The sequence below is a fragment of the Streptomyces sp. NPDC006610 genome, from assembly GCF_040611575.1.
Classification (GTDB): domain Bacteria; phylum Actinomycetota; class Actinomycetes; order Streptomycetales; family Streptomycetaceae; genus Streptomyces.
The window spans coordinates 25623-47462 of sequence record NZ_JBEXOP010000039.1 but is presented as its reverse complement, the minus strand read 5'-3'; the positions used below and the strand labels follow the sequence as shown (position 1 = coordinate 47462).

Annotated in this window: 21 protein-coding genes; 16 read left to right on the top strand and 5 right to left on the bottom strand. The window is 73.4% G+C overall.

The window, feature by feature from the left end; translation table 11 throughout:
• Positions 1-4: 4 nt before the first annotated feature.
• Positions 5-1156 carry a hypothetical protein gene (locus ABZY13_RS26585; RefSeq protein ID WP_356634993.1) on the top strand — a complete coding sequence of 384 codons (1152 nt, stop codon included), beginning with the start codon at positions 5-7 and terminating at the stop codon, positions 1154-1156.
• 197 nt (positions 1157-1353) lie between these two features.
• Here ABZY13_RS26585 and ABZY13_RS26580 read toward each other — a convergent pair whose 3' ends face one another.
• Together ABZY13_RS26580 and ABZY13_RS26575 are read right to left on the bottom strand one after the other, a co-directional pair.
• Complete coding sequence (locus ABZY13_RS26580) at positions 1354-2682, bottom strand: PH domain-containing protein (RefSeq protein WP_356634991.1); 1329 nt, start codon at positions 2680-2682, stop codon at positions 1354-1356.
• On the bottom strand, positions 2679-3182 hold the full coding sequence (locus ABZY13_RS26575) for a PH domain-containing protein (protein WP_356634989.1): 504 nt from the start codon (positions 3180-3182) through the stop codon (positions 2679-2681). The genes ABZY13_RS26580 and ABZY13_RS26575 overlap by 4 nt, the downstream gene beginning before the upstream one ends.
• A 31-nt stretch (positions 3183-3213) precedes the next feature.
• Here ABZY13_RS26575 and ABZY13_RS26570 point away from each other — a divergent pair, with 31 nt between their 5' ends.
• Complete coding sequence (locus tag ABZY13_RS26570) at positions 3214-4365, top strand: NADH-quinone oxidoreductase subunit D (protein WP_356634987.1); 1152 nt, start codon at positions 3214-3216, stop codon at positions 4363-4365.
• 16 nt (positions 4366-4381) lie between these two features.
• Here the strand turns inward: ABZY13_RS26570 and ABZY13_RS26565 are convergent, their stop codons facing one another.
• A complete protein-coding gene (locus tag ABZY13_RS26565) occupies positions 4382-5374 on the bottom strand; it encodes an SAM-dependent methyltransferase (protein WP_356634985.1) in 993 nt (330 codons plus the stop codon).
• Between the two features lie 118 nt (positions 5375-5492).
• On the opposite strand from ABZY13_RS26565, the gene ABZY13_RS26560 reads away from it, so the two are divergent.
• From ABZY13_RS26560 to ABZY13_RS26550, 3 genes are all read left to right on the top strand, one after another.
• The gene (locus ABZY13_RS26560) at positions 5493-6695 is read left to right on the top strand and encodes a sensor histidine kinase (RefSeq protein ID WP_356634983.1); all 1203 of its coding nucleotides are present in this window, start codon (positions 5493-5495) and stop codon (positions 6693-6695) included.
• A 140-nt stretch (positions 6696-6835) separates the two neighbouring features.
• Entirely contained in the window at positions 6836-7507 is a 672-nt protein-coding gene (locus ABZY13_RS26555) for a response regulator transcription factor (protein ID WP_356634981.1), read from the top strand.
• A gap of 40 nt (positions 7508-7547) precedes the next feature.
• The gene (locus ABZY13_RS26550) at positions 7548-8180 is read left to right on the top strand and encodes an AAA family ATPase (protein WP_356634979.1); all 633 of its coding nucleotides are present in this window, start codon (positions 7548-7550) and stop codon (positions 8178-8180) included.
• A gap of 129 nt (positions 8181-8309) precedes the next feature.
• On the opposite strand, the gene ABZY13_RS26545 is transcribed toward ABZY13_RS26550, so the two are convergent.
• Positions 8310-9551, bottom strand: a complete 1242-nt coding sequence (locus ABZY13_RS26545) for a beta-eliminating lyase-related protein (RefSeq protein ID WP_356635045.1) — start codon at positions 9549-9551, stop codon at positions 8310-8312.
• Positions 9552-9828: 277 nt separating this feature from the next.
• Between ABZY13_RS26545 and ABZY13_RS26540 the strand changes: the two genes are divergently transcribed.
• The 10 genes from ABZY13_RS26540 to ABZY13_RS26495 all read left to right on the top strand — a co-directional run bounded on the left by ABZY13_RS26540 (position 9829) and on the right by ABZY13_RS26495 (position 18312).
• Positions 9829-10785 (top strand): DUF2520 domain-containing protein, encoded by a 957-nt coding sequence (locus tag ABZY13_RS26540; RefSeq protein WP_356634977.1) that lies wholly within the window; start codon positions 9829-9831, stop codon positions 10783-10785.
• Positions 10782-11774: a pantoate--beta-alanine ligase gene (panC, locus tag ABZY13_RS26535; RefSeq protein ID WP_356634975.1), complete on the top strand. Its 993-nt coding sequence runs from the start codon at positions 10782-10784 to the stop codon at positions 11772-11774. The genes ABZY13_RS26540 and panC overlap by 4 nt, the downstream gene beginning before the upstream one ends.
• The gene (locus tag ABZY13_RS26530) at positions 11771-13501 is read left to right on the top strand and encodes an L-aspartate oxidase (protein ID WP_356634973.1); all 1731 of its coding nucleotides are present in this window, start codon (positions 11771-11773) and stop codon (positions 13499-13501) included. The genes panC and ABZY13_RS26530 overlap by 4 nt, the downstream gene beginning before the upstream one ends.
• A 5-nt stretch (positions 13502-13506) precedes the next feature.
• The gene (gene nadC, locus ABZY13_RS26525) at positions 13507-14487 is read left to right on the top strand and encodes a carboxylating nicotinate-nucleotide diphosphorylase (protein WP_356634971.1); all 981 of its coding nucleotides are present in this window, start codon (positions 13507-13509) and stop codon (positions 14485-14487) included.
• Positions 14488-14502: 15 nt separating this feature from the next.
• Positions 14503-15300: a type III pantothenate kinase gene (locus ABZY13_RS26520; RefSeq protein WP_356634969.1), complete on the top strand. Its 798-nt coding sequence runs from the start codon at positions 14503-14505 to the stop codon at positions 15298-15300.
• Between the two features lie 377 nt (positions 15301-15677).
• Entirely contained in the window at positions 15678-16442 is a 765-nt protein-coding gene (locus tag ABZY13_RS26515) for a hypothetical protein (protein ID WP_356635043.1), read from the top strand.
• Between the two features lie 16 nt (positions 16443-16458).
• Positions 16459-16617 (top strand): hypothetical protein, encoded by a 159-nt coding sequence (locus ABZY13_RS26510; RefSeq protein WP_356634967.1) that lies wholly within the window; start codon positions 16459-16461, stop codon positions 16615-16617.
• A gap of 146 nt (positions 16618-16763) precedes the next feature.
• Positions 16764-17204 carry a BlaI/MecI/CopY family transcriptional regulator gene (locus ABZY13_RS26505; RefSeq protein ID WP_356634965.1) on the top strand — a complete coding sequence of 147 codons (441 nt, stop codon included), beginning with the start codon at positions 16764-16766 and terminating at the stop codon, positions 17202-17204.
• Positions 17205-17213: 9 nt separating this feature from the next.
• Positions 17214-17747 (top strand): amino-acid N-acetyltransferase, encoded by a 534-nt coding sequence (locus tag ABZY13_RS26500; RefSeq protein ID WP_356634963.1) that lies wholly within the window; start codon positions 17214-17216, stop codon positions 17745-17747.
• A 229-nt stretch (positions 17748-17976) separates the two neighbouring features.
• Positions 17977-18312 (top strand): Lsr2 family protein, encoded by a 336-nt coding sequence (locus ABZY13_RS26495; RefSeq protein ID WP_356634961.1) that lies wholly within the window; start codon positions 17977-17979, stop codon positions 18310-18312.
• Here the strand turns inward: ABZY13_RS26495 and ABZY13_RS26490 are convergent.
• The gene (locus tag ABZY13_RS26490; protein ID WP_356634959.1) at positions 18291-18878 is read right to left on the bottom strand and encodes an SCO3374 family protein; all 588 of its coding nucleotides are present in this window, start codon (positions 18876-18878) and stop codon (positions 18291-18293) included. The two genes, ABZY13_RS26495 and ABZY13_RS26490, sit on opposite strands and share 22 nt — an antisense overlap.
• Before the next feature lie 430 nt (positions 18879-19308).
• On the opposite strand from ABZY13_RS26490, the gene ABZY13_RS26485 reads away from it, so the two are divergent.
• Positions 19309-21834, top strand: coding sequence for an ATP-dependent Clp protease ATP-binding subunit (locus tag ABZY13_RS26485; protein ID WP_356634957.1), 2526 nt, complete (start codon positions 19309-19311; stop codon positions 21832-21834).
• The last annotated feature ends 6 nt before the right edge of the window (positions 21835-21840 follow it).

The window sequence follows — 21840 nt, the reverse complement described above, 5'->3', positions numbered from 1 at the left end:
GGCCATGCCACGTGGACGTCATCGCCATTCACCGCCTCTGCACAGGCTGCTGCCCCCGTCGGCGATCGCGGGCGTCTCCCTCGTCTGCGCGCTCGGCCCCTGGGTGTTCGCGGAGCCGATGGTGCTGCGCGGGCTGGCGGCGGCCGGCGCGGTGACGGCCGTCGTCGGCGCGGTCGTCATGCGTCACTGGGACACGCAGGCGGGCAAGCGGGTCGCCGATCTCACCCGCGCGCGGGCCAGTGACGAGTGGCGCTTCGAGGAACGCGTCGCCGAACTGGAGTCGGACCTCGAGGAGTCCCGCGAGCTGCGGGCCAAGCTCGAGAAGCGGCTGCGGGCGAAGCGCTCGGAGCTGGCGGGGCTGCGCAACGAGCACGCGGCGCTGCTGCGCCGGTACGCCACGGCGGAGACGGAGCGCGCGAGCGCCCTGGAGGGACGCCGGCTGCTGGAGATCGAGGCCACGGTGCCCGCGCGGGCGCTGCCCTCGGCACCGGTGCCGGCCCAGGCCCCGGCCCCCGAGGAGCGCCCCGAGGCGGCCGAGCCCGCGCAGGGGCTGCCCGCCCTGTCCTCCCCGGAGGGCGCTCGGCTGTTCCGGCGCGCCCAGGCCGCCCTGGCCCGGTTCGACGCCGACCGCGCTGCGGCCAAGGACGCGGCGGCGAAGGACGCCGTCAGGACCGCCGATGGACGTGCCGGGTCCCCGGACCCGGGCCCGGTCCCCGTGGGCGCCGATCGCGGCGCGCAGCCGGAGGCCGCGCGGGAGGACGAGGCGCAGGGGAAGTCCGAGGCGGCCGACGGGCAGGAGCACGCGGCCGCCGCCTCCACCCCGCCGCACGCTTCCGGTCACTTCACCGTGCCGACCGCGGTCGCGGTCGTCCCGGCCGCCGCGCCGGTACGGCGTCCGGCCGTCGAGGGCGGTTTCGACTTCTTCGGCGCCAAGGCCAAGGACGGCGGGACCGGCGCGCTGCGGGACGCCGTGCAGAACGAGGACCTCGCCGACGTCGTCGGCCGGGAGGCGCTCGACCTGCACAAGGCCGAGACCGAGGCGGAATTCCGGCGGGCGGGCGAGGAGTCGCGCGGGGTCGGCCAGGTGATCGACCTGACGGCGCACGACGAGACGGAGCAGATCGACCTCCAGGGTCTGCGCAGCGCCGCCTCCTGAACTCGCGCGCGGCGGGCGCGTCCAGCCCGTCCAGCGGTCGGGTCGGGCGTCGTGGCGTCCGGTGCGGGGGCGTTCGGGCTGTGTCCGGAGGAGCCGTGCGGTTTCGTCGGTGTTCGTCGGGCGGGCCGTAGGGTCTGCCGGGCGGGCCGTAGGGTCTGCCGGGTCCTGTGTCCGTGTGGAGTCGGCGGTGGGCGGGTTCAGGCCATCCAGCGGTCGGGTCGGGCGTCGTGGCGTCCGGTGCGGGAGCGTTCGGCCTGGGCCCACAGCAGCCGTGCGGCCTCGTCGGCGTCCCGCAGGCGGGCCGTGACGGTGCCGCCCGCTCCCGTGTCCACGTGGACGTCCGCGACGCCGCACCGGCGCATCCAGGGCCCCTGGGTGAGCCGCACGCTCTGCACCTTGGCGTGCGGGACGAGGGCGAGGCTGCGGCGCAGCAGTCCGTGCCGGGCGGCGAACACGGCGTCCGTGGCGGTGAAGCCGTACCCCCGCCACCACAGCGGCACGCAACGGCGGGCGCGGCGCGGCGGCCGGGACAGTGCGGCCGGGGGCGGCACGGTCACCCCGGGCAGCACGTGCGCGACGACCGACTCGGCGATCTCGCGCGGGGCGACGGGCAGCAGCACGGAGTTGGACGATCCGGCCACGTCCAGCTCGACCCGCACCCAGCCGCGCCGGCGCCACAGCAGCGGCTCCACGATGCGCACGGTCTGCACCCGGCCCGGCGGCACCGTCTCGTGGGCACGGTCCAGCAGGCCGCGGTCGATGCGCAGCCCGTCCGGCGACTCGGCGACCGTCCAGTCGTACTCGGCGACGAACCTTCCCACGCTGCTCGCGCCGGCCGCGCCCAGCAGCGGCAGCGCCGTCGCGAGCACTGTCCACAGGCTGTGGGTGAGGAGCCACAGCACCGGCGGCACGACGAGCGCGGCGGCCAGGGTCCCCCAGGTCGCGCCGGTCAGCAGCAGGGACACGGCGAGGACACCGCCCGGTACGTGCAGCAGCCGCCGCGCGGGCGCCTCGCCGACCTCGTGGGCGGTCTCCGGGGCGAAGCCGGCCGCGCGGGCGAGGAGTTCGGCGCGCAGCGCACGGGCGTCTGCCTCGCCGAGGAAGGCGAGTTCGTCCTTGCGGTCGGCGCCCAGGACGTCGAGCCGGAGTTTCGCGACGCCCGCCACGCGCGCGAGCAGGGGGCGGGTGACGTCGACGGCCTGGAGGCGCTCCAGCCGGATGTGGGCGGTGCGGCGGAACACCAGGCCCGTGCGGATGCGCAGTTCGGTCCCGGTCACCGCGTAGTGGGTGAACCACCAGCTGAGGAAGCCGTACAGCGCGGCGCCCGGGACGAGCACCGCGAGGGCGAGGAGCAGGGTGGTCGTGGTCAGCTGGGAGAGCCGGCGCTGGGTGCCGTCCGGGTCGTGCAGCGCCCAGCCGAGGAACACGGCGACCGGCGCCCACGCCCGGCGCAGCGGGGTGACCGGGTGCAACCGCCGCTCGGTCACGCCCTCCGTGCGGCGCACGTCCGTGCCGGGCGTGGTCACAGCCCCGCCGATCGGGCCTCGCCCAGCTCGGTGAGCCGGTCGCGCAGCCGTTCCGCCTCGGCCGGGTCGAGGCCGGGGATGGTCGCGTCGGTCGCGGCGGCGGCCGTGTGCAACTGCACGCCGGCCAGCCCGAAGTGCCGCTCGACGGGGCCGGAGGTGACCTCGATCAGCTGCATCCGTCCGTACGGCACCACCGTCGTCGTCCGCCACAGCACACCGCGGCTGATCAGCAGGTCGTCGGCGCGTTCGGCGTACCGCCAGGAGCGCCAGTTGCGGCCGAGGAGGACCCAGCCCCACGCCATCGCCGCCAGCGGCGCCAGCGCGCACGCGGCCCACGCCGGGCCGGCCAGCAGCCCCGGCAGCAGGCCCGCGGCGAGGGCGGGCACGCCGAGCCAGACCACCAGCAGCAGCCGCCGCATCCGCAGCAGCCCCGGCGGCAGTCCCCGCCACGCCGGCTGTATCCCCGCCTCCGTACCGTCGCGTACGCTCCCCGTCTCCATACGGCCAGCGTACGTAGGGGAGACTGGGGCCATGACTCCTACGACGGAGACCACGGTCGGAATCGGCGGCGCGGCGGAGAGCACCGACATGGTGCTCAACATCGGCCCGCAGCACCCGTCCACGCACGGCGTGCTGCGGCTGAGGCTGCTCCTGGACGGCGAGCGCATCACGAGCGCGGAGCCGGTGATCGGCTACATGCACCGGGGCGCGGAGAAGCTGTTCGAGGCGCGGGACTACCGGCAGATCATCATGCTGGCCAACCGTCACGACTGGCTCTCGGCGTTCTCCAACGAGCTGGGCGTGGTCCTCGGGGTGGAGCGCATGCTCGGCATGGAGGTGCCGGAGCGGGCGGTGTGGACGCGCACGCTGCTGGCCGAGCTGAACCGCGTGCTCAGCCACCTGATGTTCCTCGGCTCCTATCCGCTGGAGCTGGGCGGGATCACGCCGATGTTCTACGCGTTCCGGGAGCGCGAGGTCCTGCAGAACGTGATGGAGGAGGTCTCCGGCGGGCGCATGCACTACATGTTCAACCGGGTCGGCGGCCTCAAGGAGGACCTCCCGGCCGGCTGGACGGCACGCGCGCGTGCAGCCGTCGCCGACGTGCGCTCGCGCATGGACGTGTTCGACGACCTGGTGCTCGGCAACGAGATCTTCCGGGGGCGCACGCGGGGCGTGGGCGCGCTCGCGCCGGAGACCGTGCACGCCTACGGGGTGAGCGGGCCGATCGCGCGGGCCTCGGGCGTCGACTTCGACCTGCGCCGCGACGAGCCGTATCTCGCCTACGGGGAGCTCCAGGACACCCTGAAGGTGGTGACCCGGACGGAGGGCGACTGCCTGGCCCGGTTCGAGTGCCTGCTGGGGCAGACGCACAACGCCCTCGACCTCGCCGACGCCTGTCTGGACCGGATCGCCGAGCTGCCGCCGGGGCCGGTCAACCAGCGGTTGCCGAAGGTGCTCAAGGCGCCCGAGGGGCACACCTACGCCTGGACCGAGAACCCGCTGGGGATCAACGGCTACTACCTCGTCAGCAAGGGCGACAAGACGCCGTACCGGCTGAAGCTGCGCTCGGCCTCGTACAACAACATCCAGGCCCTCACCGAGCTGCTGCCGGGGACGCTGGTGGCGGACATGGTGGCGATCCTGGGGTCGATGTTCTTCGTGGTGGGGGACATCGACAAGTAGCCGCCGGTCCGCCGGTTCACAGGAGGGCCGGGACGCCGGCCGGCTGGACCAGCCAGCCGAAGTCGCCCAGCCCGCCGGTCGCCGTCAGTTCGGCGGCCTCGCCGGCGCTCGCGAGGGCGCGCACATAGCCGGCGGGGTCGGTGGAGGCGAGCGCGAGCGGAGGGCGTGCGCCGGTGATGCCGAGGGCGTGCAGGGCGTCGCGCTGCCGCAGCAGGCGCCCGCCGGGCAGGGCACAGGCGTCCAGGGCGACGTGCGCGGTGATGTCGCAGGTCCCGTCCGGCACGGGCGCCGTCTCGCGCCCCGCGCGGAAGCCGGTGAGCGTTCCGAACGGGGGTCGCGCGTCCGCCGTGTGGGCGTAGTCCACGGCGACGGCCAGCCCGCGCTGCACCCGCGCGACGACCGACGCCCACGCCTCGTCCCGGGGCAGCCCGATCTCCGCCCGCAGCCCCTCCTCGGCCAGCAGCGGCCACCACCGCGCGAGCCAGTCCGCCTCGGCGCCCGACACCGCGTCGCCGAGCCGTTCGGACCCGTCGTCGGCCACGAGGACCACCCGCGCGGTGCCCGCGGGGTCCACCTCCGCCACCTCCACGGGCACGTTGTCCAGCCACTCGTTGGCGAACAGCAGCCCCGTGACGGTCCGAGGCGGCTCGGCCAGCCACACCACGCGGGGATCGAGCCCCGGCGGACGCGCGGCGATCTCCACGGCGTACGCGCGCGTCCGGGCCGCCACGCCGGCGGGCAGCGCGGCGAGCACGCCGGCGACGAGTTCCCCCCGGCCCGCCGCCATGTCCACGAAGTCCAGCGCGGCCGGCCGGCCCAGCGCCTCGTCGACCCGCTCCAGCAGCCGCGCCACGGCCGCCGCGAACAAGGGCGAGGCGTGCACGGACGTGCGGAAGTGACCCGCGGGGCCCTCGGGGCGGCGGTAGAAGCCGCCCGGCCCGTACAGCGCGTCCTCGGCGGCCGCCCGCCAGCCGCGCCACTCCCGCCTCCGCGTCGTCTCGTTCGTCACAGCGTCAGGCTAGGCGCACTGGCGAGCGGCACCTCCACCTTGCGGAGTACGCCGGGGCCCCGCGGATCGGTCCTCCGGTTGACTCCCGCACGCATCCGGCTTCCCTACGCTGGGTTACGTGCAACGCCTCTACGACTTCCTCCGCAACCACCCGACGTGGGTCGACGGCTTCTTCGCCCTCGTCCTGTTCGGGATCTCCGTCGCGGGCGGAACGGTGAGGCAGGAGGAGACGGGGACCGACCTGCCCGTCCTGCTCGTCCCGGTGACGCTGCTGCTGTGCCTGGTGGTCGTGCTGCGCCGCCGTATGCCGGAGAGGATGCTGGTGCTGGCGGCCTGTGTGGGCGTGCTCCAGCTCGCGCTGGACGTGGCGACCACGGCCGCCGACTTCGCCATGCTGGTGATCATCTACACCGTGGCCGCCAACGGCGACCGCTGGGCGTCCCGGTTCGCCCTGATAGGCGGCCTGTGCGCGGCGCCCCTGGCCCAGCTGCGCTGGCCGGAGGACGCGACGGGCGCCCTCGGCAACGTCGCCATCGCGATCTTCCAGACCGTCCCCTTCGCGCTGGCCTGGGTCCTGGGCGACTCCGTCCGCACCCGCCGCGCCTACTTCGCCCAGCTGGAGGAGCGCGCGGCCCGGCTGGAGACGGAGCGCGAGGCGCAGGCCAAGGTGGCGGTGGCCGCCGAGCGCGCGCGGATCGCCCGCGAGCTGCACGACGTCGTCGCGCACAACGTGTCCGTCATGGTGGTGCAGGCCGACGGCGCCGCCTACGTCCTCGACTCCTCGCCGGACCAGGCGCGCAAGGCCCTGGAGACCATCTCCTCCACCGGCCGGCAGGCCCTCGCCGAGATGCGCCGGCTGCTGGGCGTGCTGCGCACCGGCGAGCACCAGGAGAGCGGGGAGTACGTCCCGCAGCCCGACGTCGAGCAGATCAAGGACCTCGTGGAGCAGTGCCGCGACGCCGGGCTGCCCGTGGACTTCCGCGTGGAGGGCACGCCGCGCCCCCTGCCGAGCGGCGTGGAGCTGACCGCGTACCGCATCGTGCAGGAGGCGCTCACCAACACCCGCAAGCACGGCGGGCCCAACGCGGGCGCCAGCGTGCGCCTGGTCTACTTCGACGACGGCCTCGGCCTGCTCGTGGAGGACGACGGCAAGGGTGCGCCGCACGAGCTGTACGAGGAGGGCGGCGTCGACGGCCGGGGCCACGGCCTGATCGGCATGCGCGAGCGGGTCGGCATGGTCGGCGGCACGCTGGACGCGGGCCCGCGTCCGGGCGGAGGATTCCGGATCAGTGCCCTGCTCCCGCTGAAACCCGCGCACTGACGCCGACGCATGTCCCCCGTTGACACCTGTCACACCGCCTGCGCCACCCCAGCCACCCCCTGCGCCACCCCAGTCGCCTCGCCCTGCGACACCCCGCCCGGGCCCGACGTACGGCCCGCCCCGACACGGAAGAGGACCCGATGACGATCCGCGTGATGCTCGTCGACGACCAGGTGCTGCTGCGCACCGGGTTCCGGATGGTGCTCGCCGCCCAGCCGGACATGGAGGTCGTCGCGGAGGCGGGCGACGGCGTCGAGGCCCTCCAGGTGCTGCGTGCGACCGACGTCGACGTGGTCCTGATGGACGTGCGCATGCCGAAGCTGGACGGCGTGGAGGCCACCCGCCGCATCTGCGCCGACGACGATCCGCCCAAGGTGCTCATCCTGACCACCTTCGACCTGGACGAGTACGCCTTCTCGGCGCTCAAGGCCGGCGCCTCCGGCTTCATGCTCAAGGACGTGCCGCCCGGCGAGCTGCTCGCCGCCATCCGCTCGGTGCACAGCGGCGACGCCGTCGTGGCCCCCTCCACGACCCGGCGCCTGCTCGACCGGTTCGCGCCGATGCTGCCCAGCAGCGGCGGGGAGCCCCGCCACAAGGAGCTGGAGCGGCTCACCGAACGCGAGCGCGAGGTCATGGTGCTGGTCGCGCAGGGGCTGTCCAACGGGGAGATCGCGGCGCGTCTGGTGCTGTCCGAGGCGACGGTCAAGACGCACGTGGGCCGGATCCTGACCAAGCTGGGGCTGCGGGACCGGGTGCAGGTGGTCGTCCTCGCCTACGAGACGGGGCTGGTGCGGGCCGGCGGGCGCGGCTGACGCGGCTGACCGGCGGGCGGCGCGCCGGTAGGGTCGGCGCATGCTCCTGTGGATCAACGGCCCCTTCGGGGGCGGCAAGACACAGACCGCACATGAGATCCGGCGCCGGCTGCCCGGCAGCGTCATCTGCGACCCCGAGCACGCCGGCTTCGGCCTGCGCCGCATGATGCCGCCCCGACTCCGCGGCGACTTCCAGGAACTGGCCTCCTGGCGGCAGGGCGTGGTCGAGGTGCTGGACATCGCCCTGACCCGGCACGACGGCGTGGTCATCGCGCCGATGACGGTCACCGACTCCGCCTGCTTCGCCGAGACCGTCGGCCGGCTGCGCGAACTGGGGCACGACGTACGGCATTTCACGCTGCTGGCCGAGCGCGAGACCGTGCTCAGGCGGCTGCGGGAGCGGAGCTTCGGGCACCTGCTCCAGTACGTCGGCGGGACGAACGCCTGGAAACGCCGGGAGAGCTGGGCCCTGCAGCAACTGGACCACTGCCTGGAGCGGCTGCGCGAGCCGGAGTTCGCCGAGCACCTGTGGACGGACCACACGACCGTGCCGAAGACCGCGGACCGCATCGCCGTCCTGGCCGGGCTGACCCTGCGGCGGAACACCGAGGGCGCGCTGCGCACCCGGCTGCGCCAGGCCCGCGTCGGGGCCCGGCACATCCGCTTCGACTGACCGGCCGGCCGTCTCCCCGACGGCCGCGGGCCGGCCTCCTTCGCGGGCGCGTCTCCTGCGGCCGGCTCTTCTATGGCTGCCTGTCCCAGGGCCGGCTTCCGGGGCCGGCTCTCCCACGGCCGGCTCTTTCTACGGCAGCCTGGCCGTGAAGTCCGCCACCGCCGCCCGCACGTCCCCGGCGGACCACTCCAGGCCCGCCGCGCGCACGTACACCTCCGTGAAAGCGATCCCCGGCGCCTTCGCGTCCCACGCGTTGGCGAACAGCAGCGTGCCGGTCTCCTCGGCCGTACGGACCGCCGCCTCGGCGACGACGTCGGCGTCGAAGGGCAGCCAGACCTGGAACTCGTTGGTGTGCGGCACCTGCGGATGCACCCGCGTCCAGGGCAGCCCGGCCGCGGCGAAGCCCCCGCTCAGCGCGCGGGCCACCACGCGCGCCTGCCGCACGTAGTCCGGCAGCCTGGGCAGCTCCCGCTCCAGCCCGGCGAGCGCCGACAGCGCGGTCGGGAACTGCTGGAAGACCTGGCCGCCGTAGCGGTGCCGCCAGGCCCTGGACTGCTCGATCAGAGTCCTCGGGCCGGCCAGGGCCGCGCCGCCGAACCCGTCGAGGGACTTGTAGAACGACACGTAGACGCTGTCCGCCAGGCCCGCTATCTCGGCGAGGGGGCGGCCGAAGTGCTCGGTGGTCTCCCACAGGCGCGCGCCGTCGAAGTGCACCACGGCGTCACGCTCCCGCGCCGCCTCCACCACCTCGGTCAGCTCCGACCAGGAGGGCAGCACGAACCCGGCGTCCCGCAGCGGCAGCTCCAGCATCAGCGTCCCGAACGGCTCCTCGAATGCGCGTATCTCGGCGGCGGTCGGCAGTCGGGGCTCGCCGGTGACTCGGACCGGTCGCAGGCCGCTGACCAGGGTGAACGCGCCGCGTTCATGCACTTCGGGGTGGGCGAGGGCGTGCAGGGCGACGGTCGGGTCGCCGGTGCGGCCGGCCCAGCAGCGCAGGGCGACCTGCTGGGCCATCGTGCCGGTCGGGAAGAAGGCGGCGTCTTCGGTCCCGAGCAGTGCGGCGACCTTCTCCTCCAGGGCGGCGACGACGCCGTTGCCGTAGATGTCGGACCGCTCGTCCAGGTCGTACCACTCGCCGGCGGACTCCAGCAGCGCCAGGCGCTCGCGGAGCGTGCCGAACGCGCCGGGGCGTGCGAGGACCCGCGCATGCCGGTAGACGGCCTTGCGCCGCTCGAAGCGCCGCTTGCGCTCCTCGTCGAGCGACACCTGCTCCCGGTCCGGCGCCTGCGCCTGCTCCTGCTCGGCAGCCTGCTCCGGCACCGACCCCGGTGCAGCCTGCGACTCCGGTCCCTCCGCGCCCCGTTCGGCCATCTCGCTCATGGACCGGATCATGCCGTGCGCCGGCCCACCCGGGCAGCCGCTTTTCCCGCGCACAGGTCCCGCGCGGGGGCGTCGCATGCAGGTCGCCCGCGCGGGATGTGCGTTCCCCGCCCAGGATCGCGGTACGCGTCCAGGTGAGCCGCTCGCCCTCCGGCGTCGCGTTGCCCACAGCCTGTGGACGACCGGACACGCCCCGAACCAATCGCGTTAACATGACGAGAAATCGTCCGGTACCCAGAGCGGACTGGAACGGGAAGGCGTCCGTCGCGTGAGCACAGTCCAACAGCCAGATCCCCGGGACCGCCCCGCGCGGCTCACCGTCGGCGTCGTCGGCGCCGGCCGGGTGGGACCCGCGCTGGCCGCGTCCCTCCAGCTCGCCGGACACCGCCCGGTTGCGGTCTCCGGGGTCTCCGACGCCTCCAGGAAGCGGGCCGCGCTGATGCTGCCCGACGTCCCCCTCGTCACCCCCGCCGAGGTGCTGCAGCGCGCCGAACTCGTCCTGCTCACCGTGCCGGACGACGCCCTGCCCGGCCTCGTGGAGGGCCTCGCCGCGACCGGCGCCGTCCGGCCCGGCCAGCTCCTGGTGCACACCTCCGGGCGCTACGGCGCGAGGGTGATGGACCCGGCCCTGCGCGCGGGCGGCCTCCCGCTGGCCCTGCACCCGGCGATGACCTTCACCGGCACCCCCGTGGACGTCCAGCGGCTGGCCGGCTGCTCCTTCGGCGTGACCGCCCCCGACGAGCTGCGGCTGGCCGCCGAGGCACTGGTCATCGAGATGGGCGGCGAGCCCGAGTGGATCGCCGAGGAGAACCGCCCGCTCTACCACGCCGCCCTCGCCCTCGGCGCCAACCACCTGGTCACCCTGGTCGCCCAGTCGCTGGAGCTGCTGCGCACCGCCGGCGTCGCGGCCCCCGACCGGATGCTCGGCCCGCTCCTCGGCGCCGCGCTCGACAACGCCCTGCGCTCCGGCGACGCCGCCCTGACCGGTCCCGTCGCCCGCGGGGACGCCGGAACCGTCGCCGCGCACATCGCCGAACTGCGCCGGCACGCCCCGGCGACCGTCGCCGGCTATCTGGCGATGGCCCGCGCGACCGCCGACCGGGCGCTCGCCCACGGGCTGCTCAAGGCGGAACTCGCCGAGGACCTGCTCGGCGTGCTCGCCGACGGGACCGGCGACGGCACCGGAACCGACGGGACCAACGGCACCGAGGGAGCCGCCGGATGACCACCACCCTGCTGCGCACCGCCGCCGAACTGCACGCCCGCGCGCGCCGAGGACGCCGCGCCGTCGTGATGACCATGGGCGCCCTGCACGAGGGGCACGCCACGCTGATCCGCACCGCGCGCGGCATCGCCGGCCCGGACGGCGAGGTCGTGGTCACCGTCTTCGTCAACCCGCTCCAGTTCGGCGCCGGCGAGGACCTCGACCGCTACCCGCGCACCCTGGAGGCAGACGTCGAGCTCGCCGGGAAGTCGGGCGCGGACGTCGTCCTCGCCCCGTCCGTGGACGAGGTCTACCCCGGCGGCGAACCCCAGGTGCGGATCACCGCCGGCCCCATGGGCGAGCGCCTGGAGGGAGCCTCCCGCCCCGGGCACTTCGACGGCATGCTCACCGTCGTCGCCAAGCTGCTCCACCTCACCCGGCCCGACGTGGCCCTCTACGGACAGAAGGACGCCCAGCAGCTCGCCCTGATCCGGCGGATGGTGCGCGACCTGAACTTCGGCGTGGAGATCGTCGGCGTGCCGACCGTCCGCGAGGAGGACGGCCTCGCCCTGTCCAGCCGCAACCGTTACCTCTCGCCCAGGGAGCGGCGTACCGCGCTCGCGCTGTCCCAGGCGCTGTTCGCGGGCCGCGACCGGCACGCCGCCCAGGAGGCGCTGCGCGCGCGGGCGCGCGAGGTGCCCGCCACGCGCGCGCGTGCCGAGGCGCTGAGCGCCATAGGCGAGTCCCGCGCGGCGGCGGACGCGCACGCCGTCGCCAAGGCGGCACCCGTGGCCCCGTCGGCCGTGCGCGCCGCCGCGCGCCTGGTCCTCGACGACGCCGCCCGTCTCGACCCGCCCCTGGAACTGGACTACCTCGCCCTGGTGGACCCCTCCGACTTCACCGAGATCGAGGACGGCCACACCGGCGAGGCCGTCCTCGCCGTCGCCGCCCGGGTCGGCACGACCCGGCTGATCGACAACATCCCCCTCACCTTCGGAGCCGCCTCGTGACCGCCACAGGCATACGACTGCACGCGCCCGCCCCGGGCTGGTCCATCGCCGCGGACGTCGTGGTCGTCGGCTCCGGAGTCGCCGGCCTCACCGCCGCCCTGCGCTGCGAGGCCGCCGGCCTGTCCACCGTCGTCGTGACCAAGGCCCGCCTGGACGACGGCTCCACCCGCTGGGCGCAGGGCGGCATCGCCGCGGCCCTCGGCGAGGGCGACACCCCGCAGCAGCACCTGGAGGACACCCTGGTCGCGGGCGCGGGCCTGTGCGACGAGGAGGCGGTGCGCATCCTCGTCACCGAGGGGCCGGACGCCGTGCGGCGGCTGATCGAGACGGGCGCGCAGTTCGACGAGTCCACCGAGGGCCGCCTGGAGCTGACCCGCGAGGGAGGCCACCACCGGCGCCGCATCGCGCACGCCGGCGGTGACGCGACCGGAGCGGAGATCTCCCGCGCCCTGGTCGAGGCGGTCCGCGCGCGAGGGCTGCGCACCGTCGAGAACGCGCTCGTGCTGGACCTGCTCACCGACGCCGCCGGCCGCACCGCGGGCGTGACCCTGCACGTCATGGGCGAGGGCCAGCACGACGGCGTGGGCGCCGTGCACGCCCCCGCGGTGGTGCTCGCGACCGGCGGCATGGGCCAGGTCTTCTCGGCCACCACCAACCCCTCCGTGTCCACCGGCGACGGCGTGGCCCTCGCCCTGCGCGCGGGCGCGGAGGTCTCCGACCTGGAGTTCGTCCAGTTCCACCCCACGGTGCTCTTCCTCGGCCCCGACGCCGAGGGCCAGCAGCCGCTGGTCTCCGAGGCCGTGCGCGGCGAGGGCGCCCACCTGGTCGACGCCGACGGGGTGCGGTTCATGGTCGGCCAGCACGAGCTGGCCGAGCTGGCCCCGCGGGACATCGTCGCCAAGGGCATCATGCGGCGGATGCACGAGCAGGACGCCGAACACATGTTCCTGGACGCGCGGCACTTCGGGGCCGACATGTGGGAGCACCGCTTCCCCACGATCCTCGCCGCCTGCCGCGCCCACGGCATCGACCCCGTCCGCGAACCCATCCCGATCGCCCCGGCCGCCCATTACGCTTCCGGCGGCGTGCGCACCGACTCCCGCGGCCGGACCACCGTCCCCGGCCTCTACGCCTGCGGCGAGGTCGCCTGCACCGGCGTGCACGGCGCCAACCGGCTCGCCTCCAACAGCCTCCTCGAAGGCCTGGTCTACGCCGAGCGCATCGCCGCCGACATCGCCGCGGCCCACGCCGAAAGCGGCCTCCACACGCGCGTGCCGGAGCCCGTGTCCCACCCGGAGATCCCCGCGCACCCCCTGCTCGCCCCCGAGGACCGCTTCACCATCCAGCGGACCATGACCCGGGGCGCGGGCGTCCTGCGCTCGGCCGCCTCGCTGGCCGGCGCCGCCGAACAGCTCCAGCGGCTGCACGCCGAGGCCCGCGACGCCCTGCACGAGAACGGCAAGACGGCCGAGCCCGGCGTCGACACCTGGGAGACCACCAACCTGCTGTGCGTGGCCCGCGTCCTGGTGGCCGCGGCCCTGATGCGGGAGGAGACCCGGGGCTGCCACTGGCGCGAGGACCACGCCGGACGCGACGACGACGCCTGGCGCCGCCACATCGTCGTACGGCTGAATCCGGACCGCACACTCGCCGTACGCACCACCGATACCGCAGACTTCCCCCCAGTCCGCCCGCACCATCCGGCGCACCGTCCCCAGGAGCAGTGACAGCAGTGAGCACCCCCGACCTTCCCCTCGTCCCGGCCGGCGGCTGCGGCGACGGCTGCGCCTGCGGCGCGGACACCGACGAAGAGGCGTACCTGGAGTGCGGTCTCGACCCCGCGCTCGCCGAACTCCTGGCGGAGGCCGGGCTCGACCCGGTCGAGGTCGAGGACATCGCCAACGTCGCCATCCAGGAGGACCTGGCCGGCGGCGTGGACGTGACCACCGTCGCGACCATCCCCGAGGACGCCGTCGCCACCGCCGACTTCGTCGCGCGCGAGGCGGGCGTCGTGGCGGGCCTGCGGGTCGCCGAGGCGGTCGTGTCGATCGTCTGCGAGGACGAGTTCGAGGTCGAGCGGCACGTCGAGGACGGCGACCGGGTGGCCGCGGGCCAGAAACTGCTCTCGGTCACCACCCGCACCCGCGACCTGCTCACCGCCGAGCGCAGCGCGCTGAACCTGCTGTGCCGGCTGTCGGGCATCGCGACCGCCACGCGCGCGTGGGCGGACGCTCTCGAGGGCGCCAAGGCGCAGGTCCGCGACACCCGCAAGACGACGCCGGGCCTGCGCTCGCTGGAGAAGTTCGCGGTGCGCTGCGGCGGCGGCGTCAACCACCGCATGTCGCTGTCCGACGCGGCCCTCGTCAAGGACAACCACGTCGTCGCCGCGGGCGGCGTCGCCCAGGCCTTCCGGGCCGTGCGGGAGGCCTTCCCGGACGTGCCGATCGAGGTCGAGGTCGACACGCTGCACCAGCTGCGCGAGGTCGTCGACGCGGGCGCCGACCTGATCCTGCTGGACAACTTCACGCCCGGCGAGTGCGAGGAGGCGGTCGCCCTCGTCCACGGGCGCGCGGCGCTGGAGGCGTCCGGGCGGCTGACCCTGGAGAACGCCAGGGCCTACGCGGACACCGGCGTCGACTACCTCGCCGTGGGCGCCCTCACCCACTCCTCGCCGATCCTGGACATCGGCCTGGACCTGCGAGCGGCGGAGTAGGGAGCGCGACCGGCCATGCTGCTGACGATCGACGTAGGCAACACGCACACCGTCCTGGGCCTGTTCGACGGGGAGGACATCGTCGAGCACTGGCGCATCTCCACGGACGCCCGCCGCACGGCCGACGAGCTGGCCGTCCTGCTCCAGGGCCTGATGGGGATGCACCCGCTGCTCGGCGACGAGCTGGGCGACGGCATCGACGGGATCGCCATCTGCGCGACCGTGCCGTCCGTGCTGCACGAACTGCGGGAGGTGACGCGGCGGTACTACGGCGACGTCCCCGCGGTCCTGGTCGAGCCGGGCGTCAAGACGGGCGTGCCGATCCTGTTCGACAACCCCAAGGAGGTCGGCGCCGACCGGATCATCAACGCGGTGGCGGCCGGCGAGCTGTACGGCGGGCCGGCGATCGTCGTGGACTTCGGCACGGCGACGACGTTCGACGCGGTCAGCGCGCGCGGCGAGTACGTCGGCGGCGTCATCGCCCCCGGCATCGAGATCTCGGTCGAGGCGCTGGGCGTCAAGGCGGCGCAGCTGCGGAAGATCGAGGTCGCCCGGCCGCGCAGCGTGATCGGCAAGAACACGGTGGAGGCGATGCAGGCGGGCATCGTCTACGGCTTCGCCGGCCAGGTCGACGGGGTCGTGAGCCGGATGGCCCGGGAGCTGGCGGACGATCCGGACGACGTGACCGTGATCGCCACGGGCGGGCTGGCGCCGATGGTGCTGGGGGAGTCGTCCGTGATCGACGAGCACGAGCCGTGGCTGACGCTGATCGGGCTGCGGCTGGTGTACGAGCGGAACGTGTCGCGCATGTGAGTGCGCCCTCCGGGCGGGGCGGGTCCCGAGGCCGGGGGTGCGATCCGTGTGTAGGTGGCGGGTGGCTGGCCGCGCGGTTCTCCGCCCCCCTGTGGGGTGGTTGGTCGCGCAGTCTCCCGCGCGCCCATGGAGTGGCTGGTCGCGCAGGTCCCCGCGCGCCTATGGGATGGCCGGTCGCGGAGTTCCCCGCGCCCCTGGGAGCGTTGCTGTTTGCGGCCTCCATGGGGCGGGGTGGGTTGGTTGCCGGGGTCGTCCGGCGTCTCGGACGACCCGCCGGGCGGGTGGCTCGGTGCGGCACACGACGGGAGTTACGTCGGGTTTGTCCGATTAGCGCGTATCGTCGGCACATGCCCACGCCCTATGGATCCCGCGGCGGCATGGCGTTCGGCGTGGCGGAGCTGCGTGTGCTCCGCCGTGCCCTCGCCCTCGCCCTTCACCCCGGTCCGGCCTCGGCCGAGGACGTCCAGGACTGCCTTCGGCTCGCCGAGTCGCTCGACGAGGCGATGCGCGAGGGCGCCCGCCTGCGGGCCTTCCTCGTGGCGGACCTGGCCCGCTACCGCGCCGCCCTGCCCGGCACCGCCGCCGGGTACCTCGCCCTCCTGGAGGAGGCGCTGAGCGCCGGCCATCGGCCCGTGCCCGACGACCTCGCCGCCCTGCGGGCCCTGCGCGGCAACCCGGCCGCCGCGGCGCTCCTGGACCACTGCCGGACGCTCGCCGAGCAGGACGTGCGCACCCGCCTCGCCGAGAGCGCCGCGCCCGCCCCCGCGCGGCTCGTCCCGGCGTCCCGCACCCGCCTCCTCGCCCTTCCCGGCGGCCTCGGCGAGCAGTCCGCGGCCCGGGGTGCGGCGCCGGGCGCGGCCCGGAGCGCGGTCCAGGGCGCGGACCGGGTCGTGATCCAGGGCGCGGACCGGGGTGCGTACCGGAGCGAAGCCCCGAGCCGATTCCTGAGCGGGGTCCTGGGCGCGGGCGACGGGCAGCCCGAGAAGAAGCCGGGCGAAAAGCCCGAGCGGCACGACGCCCCCGCCCGCCCGGCCCCCGCGCAGCCCTCCCGCCGCCCCGTCCCCACCCCGGGCGAGGTCTTCCCCCGCCGCAAACCGCCCCAGCCCGCCGCGAACCCCCCGCAGCAGCTCGCCGCCGGATGATGTCTACTCTGGAGTCATGGACTACGTCTCCGCGCTCCTGCCCCCGGTCGTGATGGCCGCGTTCTTCATCGGCGTCATCCGCGTCATCGTGAAGACCCAGGGCGGGGCCAACAAGACCAAGGAGGACGCGGCCGTCGACGCCGCGCTCGCCCGCACCGAGGGCGGCTCCGACTGACCTGCCCGCTCCAGGCGGCGTACGGCTCCCGTGCCGGTGGCACGCGTGAGCCGTACGCCCTTTTTGCATCCAGGCGGCGGAAATGCCCTGATGCGGCGGGCCGTCGTACGGATCTGCCGCTATTGTGCTGAGTTGTGCCTCGCCCCTTGGGAGAACTCGAAGACGCGGTCATGACGCGGGTGTGGAAGTGGAACCGCCCGGTGACCGTTCGAGAAGTCCTGGAAGATCTCCAGCAGGAACGGTCGATCGCCTACACCACGGTGATGACCGTTTTGGACAATCTCCATCAGAAGGGCTGGGTGCGCCGCGAGGCGGAAGGCCGGGCCTATCGATATGAGGCGGTCTCCACCCGCGCCGCCTACGCCGCCGCCCTCATGAACGACGCCTGGTCGCACAGCGACAACCCCGCCGCCGCCCTCGTCGCCTTCTTCGGCATGATGAGCGAGGAACAGCGCCAGGCCCTGCGGGACGCCATCCGCATCGCCCAGGGCCCGCAAACACCCGAACCCGAACCGCCGCCCGGTCATTCGCGCCCCGATACCGTCGGCGAGAACCCCGGCTCGGCGGCGGAGGACGGCGGGCGATAGCGTCCGCTCATGTCAGCGAAGAGCCCCGAAGTCACCGCTAAAGCCCTCACCGTCCGGCGGGCCCGGACCAGCGATGTCCCGGCCGTCCGTCGACTCCTTGACGCCTACGTCCGCCACGGCATCCTGCTCGACAAAGCGACGGTGACGCTTTACGAGGACATCCAGGAGTTCTGGGTCGCGGAACGCGACGACAACGCCGAGGTCGTCGGCTGCGGCGCGCTCCACGTGATGTGGGAAGACCTGGCGGAAGTCCGCACGCTGGCGGTCAAGCCCGGCCTCAAGGGCGCCGGCGTCGGCCACCGGCTGCTGGAGAAGTTGCTGGAGACCGCGCGCTGGCTCGGTGTTCGCCGGGTTTTCTGCCTGACCTTCGAAGTGGACTTCTTCGGCAGGCACGGCTTCGTGGAGATCGGCGAGACGCCGGTCGACACGGATGTCTACGCCGAGCTGATGCGTTCCTATGACGAGGGAGTCGCGGAGTTCCTCGGCCTCGAACGAGTGAAACCGAACACCTTGGGCAACAGCCGGATGCTTCTGCATCTGTGATCGTCCTCCACCGGTATTCCCGCCCGACCACGCTGCCCAGGTTCCCTATGTCCGAAACGCGTATGTTTCCGGGCGGGACGGCGGAGGTTGGTCTCTGCCGGGGGTTTGTGTTTTCCAGGCAAAAGCGGTTTGCTTTCCGACGTACTGCAGTACTGCATATAACAGGGGGCGGCGAAACGGCGGACGCCGCAGACCCCCGGCCCTCACGTTATCGATGAAAGGAAATCCAGTGGCACAGAAGGTTCAGGTCCTTCTTGTCGACGACCTCGACGGCGGCGAGGCGGACGAGACGGTGACGTTCGCGCTGGACGGTAAGACCTACGAGATCGATCTCACGACGGCCAATGCCGACAAGCTGCGCAGCCTTCTCGACCCCTATGTGAAGGGTGGCCGGCGTACCGGTGGCCGCGCTGCGGGTGGCCGTGGAAAGGCGCGCGCCACGTCCGGCGGCAGCCAGGACACCGCGGCGATCCGCGCCTGGGCGAAGGAGAACGGTTACGAGGTCAACGACCGCGGCCGTGTTCCGGCGTCGATTCGCGAGGCCTACGAGAAGGCCAACGGCTGAGCGCACACGCGCCGCAGCCGCAGCCGGTGGCACTCGGTCGCCACCGTGGCCAGCACTCTCACGAGATCGGGGGCGCCCCCAACGCCCCCCACGGCCGACACCGTCGGCAGCGAGGCCTCGACCTCGCACCCCGGCCCGGGGGGCCGCAGCCATACGGCGGCCCCCTGCTCAGCGCCGGCGCCGAGAGCGCCCCTCGCAGGCGCCTCCATGACGGCCCCCTCGCCCAGCATCCTCAGATCCAGCCCTCCCGCCAGCGGGCCCCACTCCAGCCAGTCCAGCAGCCCGGGCAGCTCCGGAGCGCTGCCGGCCGCCACCAGCACCCGCATCCGGCCCGCCCTCAGGGCCACCGGAGAGGCGGGTCCCAGATGCCGCAGTGCGGCGCGGCCCGCCTGGGCCGGGACGTCCAGCACGTCGAAGCGCACGCCGAGCCGGAGCCGCGGCGGCGTCCCGGGCGCGGTGGGCCAGCCCAGCTCGTCCTCGTACCACCGCCGGACCTCGTCGCCGTCCCGGTCGGGCGCCCGCCGCGGCGGCGGCACGGAAGAGGTCTGCGGGAGAGGGCCGGCCATGCCAGGAGCAACCGCGCGGAAGCCAGGCGGGTTACGCTGAGTCCCGGGTCGAATGCGCAGCGTGGCGGGATGGAAGGCGTGCGGGGGTGCGGGGAGGCGCAAGGTTGTTCGCCCGTAGCGGAGGGAACCGGGGTGCGCGGCATGGACTGTCGGTGCCGGCGGGTAAGACATCCCTAGTGGGAGGGGGCGACACGCAGGACAGGACGTCTCACGTTCGCCATCGGCGTACTGGCGATGGGGGTAACTGCCTGGCCTGCGGGAACATCGTCTCGCACCATCGGGTTGGAGCAGATGTCGGCGTTCGGGGTCAGGAGGCCATCGACGGTGTCGGCAGTTGGAATGAGCGGTCCCCGCTTGCGGGACTAAGCTGCGGAAGGACAGGGAGGGGAAGTTCCCCCCACTGCCTGACCGCTCTGAGGAGCGATTAACGATGTTCGAGAGGTTCACCGACCGCGCGCGGCGGGTTGTCGTCCTGGCTCAGGAAGAAGCCCGGATGCTCAACCACAACTACATCGGCACCGAGCACATCCTCCTGGGCCTGATCCACGAGGGTGAGGGTGTCGCCGCCAAGGCCCTTGAGAGCCTCGGGATTTCGCTCGAGGCGGTCCGCCAGCAGGTGGAGGAGATCATCGGGCAGGGGCAGCAGGCCCCGTCCGGGCACATCCCCTTCACCCCCCGTGCCAAGAAGGTCCTGGAGCTGTCGCTCCGCGAGGCCCTTCAGCTGGGCCACAACTACATCGGCACGGAGCACATCCTGCTCGGCCTGATCCGTGAGGGCGAGGGCGTCGCCGCCCAGGTCCTGGTCAAGCTGGGCGCTGATCTGAACCGCGTGCGGCAGCAGGTGATCCAGCTGCTCTCCGGTTACCAGGGCAAGGAGACCGCCACCGCAGGCGGGCCTGCCGAGGGCACGCCCTCGACGTCCCTGGTCCTCGACCAGTTCGGCCGGAACCTCACCCAGGCCGCTCGTGAGTCCAAGCTCGACCCGGTCATCGGGCGCGAGAAGGAGATCGAGCGGGTCATGCAGGTGCTGTCCCGCCGTACCAAGAACAACCCGGTCCTGATCGGTGAGCCCGGCGTCGGCAAGACCGCCGTCGTCGAGGGCCTCGCCCAGGCCATCGTCAAGGGCGAGGTGCCCGAGACCCTCAAGGACAAGCACCTCTACACCCTGGACCTCGGCGCGCTGGTCGCCGGCTCCCGCTACCGCGGTGACTTCGAGGAGCGCCTGAAGAAGGTCCTCAAGGAGATCCGCACCCGCGGCGACATCATCCTGTTCATCGACGAGCTGCACACGCTGGTCGGTGCGGGCGCCGCCGAGGGCGCCATCGACGCCGCCTCGATCCTGAAGCCGATGCTGGCCCGCGGTGAGCTGCAGACCATCGGCGCGACCACGCTGGACGAGTACCGCAAGCACCTGGAGAAGGACGCGGCCCTGGAGCGCCGCTTCCAGCCCATCCAGGTCGCGGAGCCGTCCCTGCCGCACACCATCGAGATCCTCAAGGGCCTGCGCGACCGGTACGAGGCGCACCACCGCGTCTCGATCACCGACGAGGCGCTGGTCCAGGCCGCCACCCTGGCCGACCGGTACATCTCGGACCGCTTCCTGCCGGACAAGGCGATCGACCTGATCGACGAGGCCGGCTCCCGGATGCGCATCCGCCGGATGACCGCGCCGCCGGACCTGCGCGAGTTCGACGAGAAGATCGCCGGCGTCCGCCGGGACAAGGAGTCCGCGATCGACTCGCAGGACTTCGAGAAGGCCGCCTCCCTCCGCGACAAGGAGAAGCAGCTCCTGGCCGCCAAGGCCAAGCGGGAGAAGGAGTGGAAGGCCGGCGACATGGACGTCGTCGCCGAGGTCGACGGCGAGCTGATCGCCGAGGTCCTGGCCACGGCCACCGGCATTCCGGTCTTCAAGCTGACCGAGGAGGAGTCCAGCCGTCTGCTCCGCATGGAGGACGAGCTGCACAAGCGGGTCATCGGCCAGAACGACGCCGTCAAGGCGCTGTCGAAGGCGATCCGCCGTACGCGTGCCGGTCTGAAGGACCCGAAGCGTCCGGGCGGCTCGTTCATCTTCGCCGGCCCCTCCGGCGTCGGTAAGACGGAGCTGTCCAAGGCGCTCGCCGAGTTCCTCTTCGGCGACGAGGACGCGCTGATCTCCCTCGACATGTCGGAGTTCAGCGAGAAGCACACGGTGTCGCGTCTCTTCGGCTCGCCCCCCGGCTACGTGGGCTACGAGGAGGGCGGCCAGCTGACGGAGAAGGTGCGCCGCAAGCCGTTCTCGGTCGTCCTCTTCGACGAGGTCGAGAAGGCCCACCCGGACATCTTCAACTCGCTGCTGCAGATCCTGGAGGACGGCCGCCTGACCGACTCCCAGGGCCGGGTCGTGGACTTCAAGAACACGGTCATCATCATGACGACCAACCTCGGCACCCGGGACATCTCCAAGGGCTTCAACCTCGGCTTCGCCGCCGCGGGCGACACGAAGACCAACTACGAGCGCATGAAGAACAAGGTCTCGGACGAGCTCAAGCAGCACTTCCGGCCCGAGTTCCTCAACCGCGTGGACGACGTGGTGGTCTTCCCGCAGCTGACCCAGGGCGACATCCTGCGGATCGTCGACCTGATGGTCGGCAAGGTGGACGAGCGTCTGAAGGACCGGGACATGGGCATCGAGCTCTCCCAGTCCGCCAAGGAACTGCTGTCCAAGAAGGGCTACGACCCCGTGCTGGGCGCCCGGCCGCTGCGCCGGACCATCCAGCGCGAGATCGAGGACACGCTGTCGGAGAAGATCCTCTTCGGCGAGCTGCGCCCCGGTCACATCGTGGTCGTGGACACCGAGGGCGAGGGCGACGCCCAGACCTTCACCTTCCGCGGCGAGGAGAAGTCGGCCCTGCCCGACGCCCCGCCGATCGAGCAGGCGGCCGGCGGCGCCGGACCGAACCTGAGCAAGGACGTGTAACCGTCC

Coding starts and splice junctions, on each gene's coding strand:
- ABZY13_RS26585 (WP_356634993.1), top strand. CDS start 5: ATGCCACGTGGACGTCATCGCCATTCACCGCCTCTGCACAGGCTGCTG.
- ABZY13_RS26575 (WP_356634989.1), bottom strand. CDS start 3,182: ATGGAGACGGGGAGCGTACGCGACGGTACGGAGGCGGGGATACAGCCG.
- ABZY13_RS26570 (WP_356634987.1), top strand. CDS start 3,214: ATGACTCCTACGACGGAGACCACGGTCGGAATCGGCGGCGCGGCGGAG.
- ABZY13_RS26555 (WP_356634981.1), top strand. CDS start 6,836: ATGACGATCCGCGTGATGCTCGTCGACGACCAGGTGCTGCTGCGCACC.
- ABZY13_RS26550 (WP_356634979.1), top strand. CDS start 7,548: ATGCTCCTGTGGATCAACGGCCCCTTCGGGGGCGGCAAGACACAGACC.
- ABZY13_RS26545 (WP_356635045.1), bottom strand. CDS start 9,551: ATGGCCGAACGGGGCGCGGAGGGACCGGAGTCGCAGGCTGCACCGGGG.
- panC (WP_356634975.1), top strand. CDS start 10,782: ATGACCACCACCCTGCTGCGCACCGCCGCCGAACTGCACGCCCGCGCG.
- ABZY13_RS26520 (WP_356634969.1), top strand. CDS start 14,503: ATGCTGCTGACGATCGACGTAGGCAACACGCACACCGTCCTGGGCCTG.
- ABZY13_RS26515 (WP_356635043.1), top strand. CDS start 15,678: ATGGCGTTCGGCGTGGCGGAGCTGCGTGTGCTCCGCCGTGCCCTCGCC.
- ABZY13_RS26510 (WP_356634967.1), top strand. CDS start 16,459: ATGGACTACGTCTCCGCGCTCCTGCCCCCGGTCGTGATGGCCGCGTTC.
- ABZY13_RS26500 (WP_356634963.1), top strand. CDS start 17,214: ATGTCAGCGAAGAGCCCCGAAGTCACCGCTAAAGCCCTCACCGTCCGG.
- ABZY13_RS26490 (WP_356634959.1), bottom strand. CDS start 18,878: ATGGCCGGCCCTCTCCCGCAGACCTCTTCCGTGCCGCCGCCGCGGCGG.
- ABZY13_RS26485 (WP_356634957.1), top strand. CDS start 19,309: ATGTTCGAGAGGTTCACCGACCGCGCGCGGCGGGTTGTCGTCCTGGCT.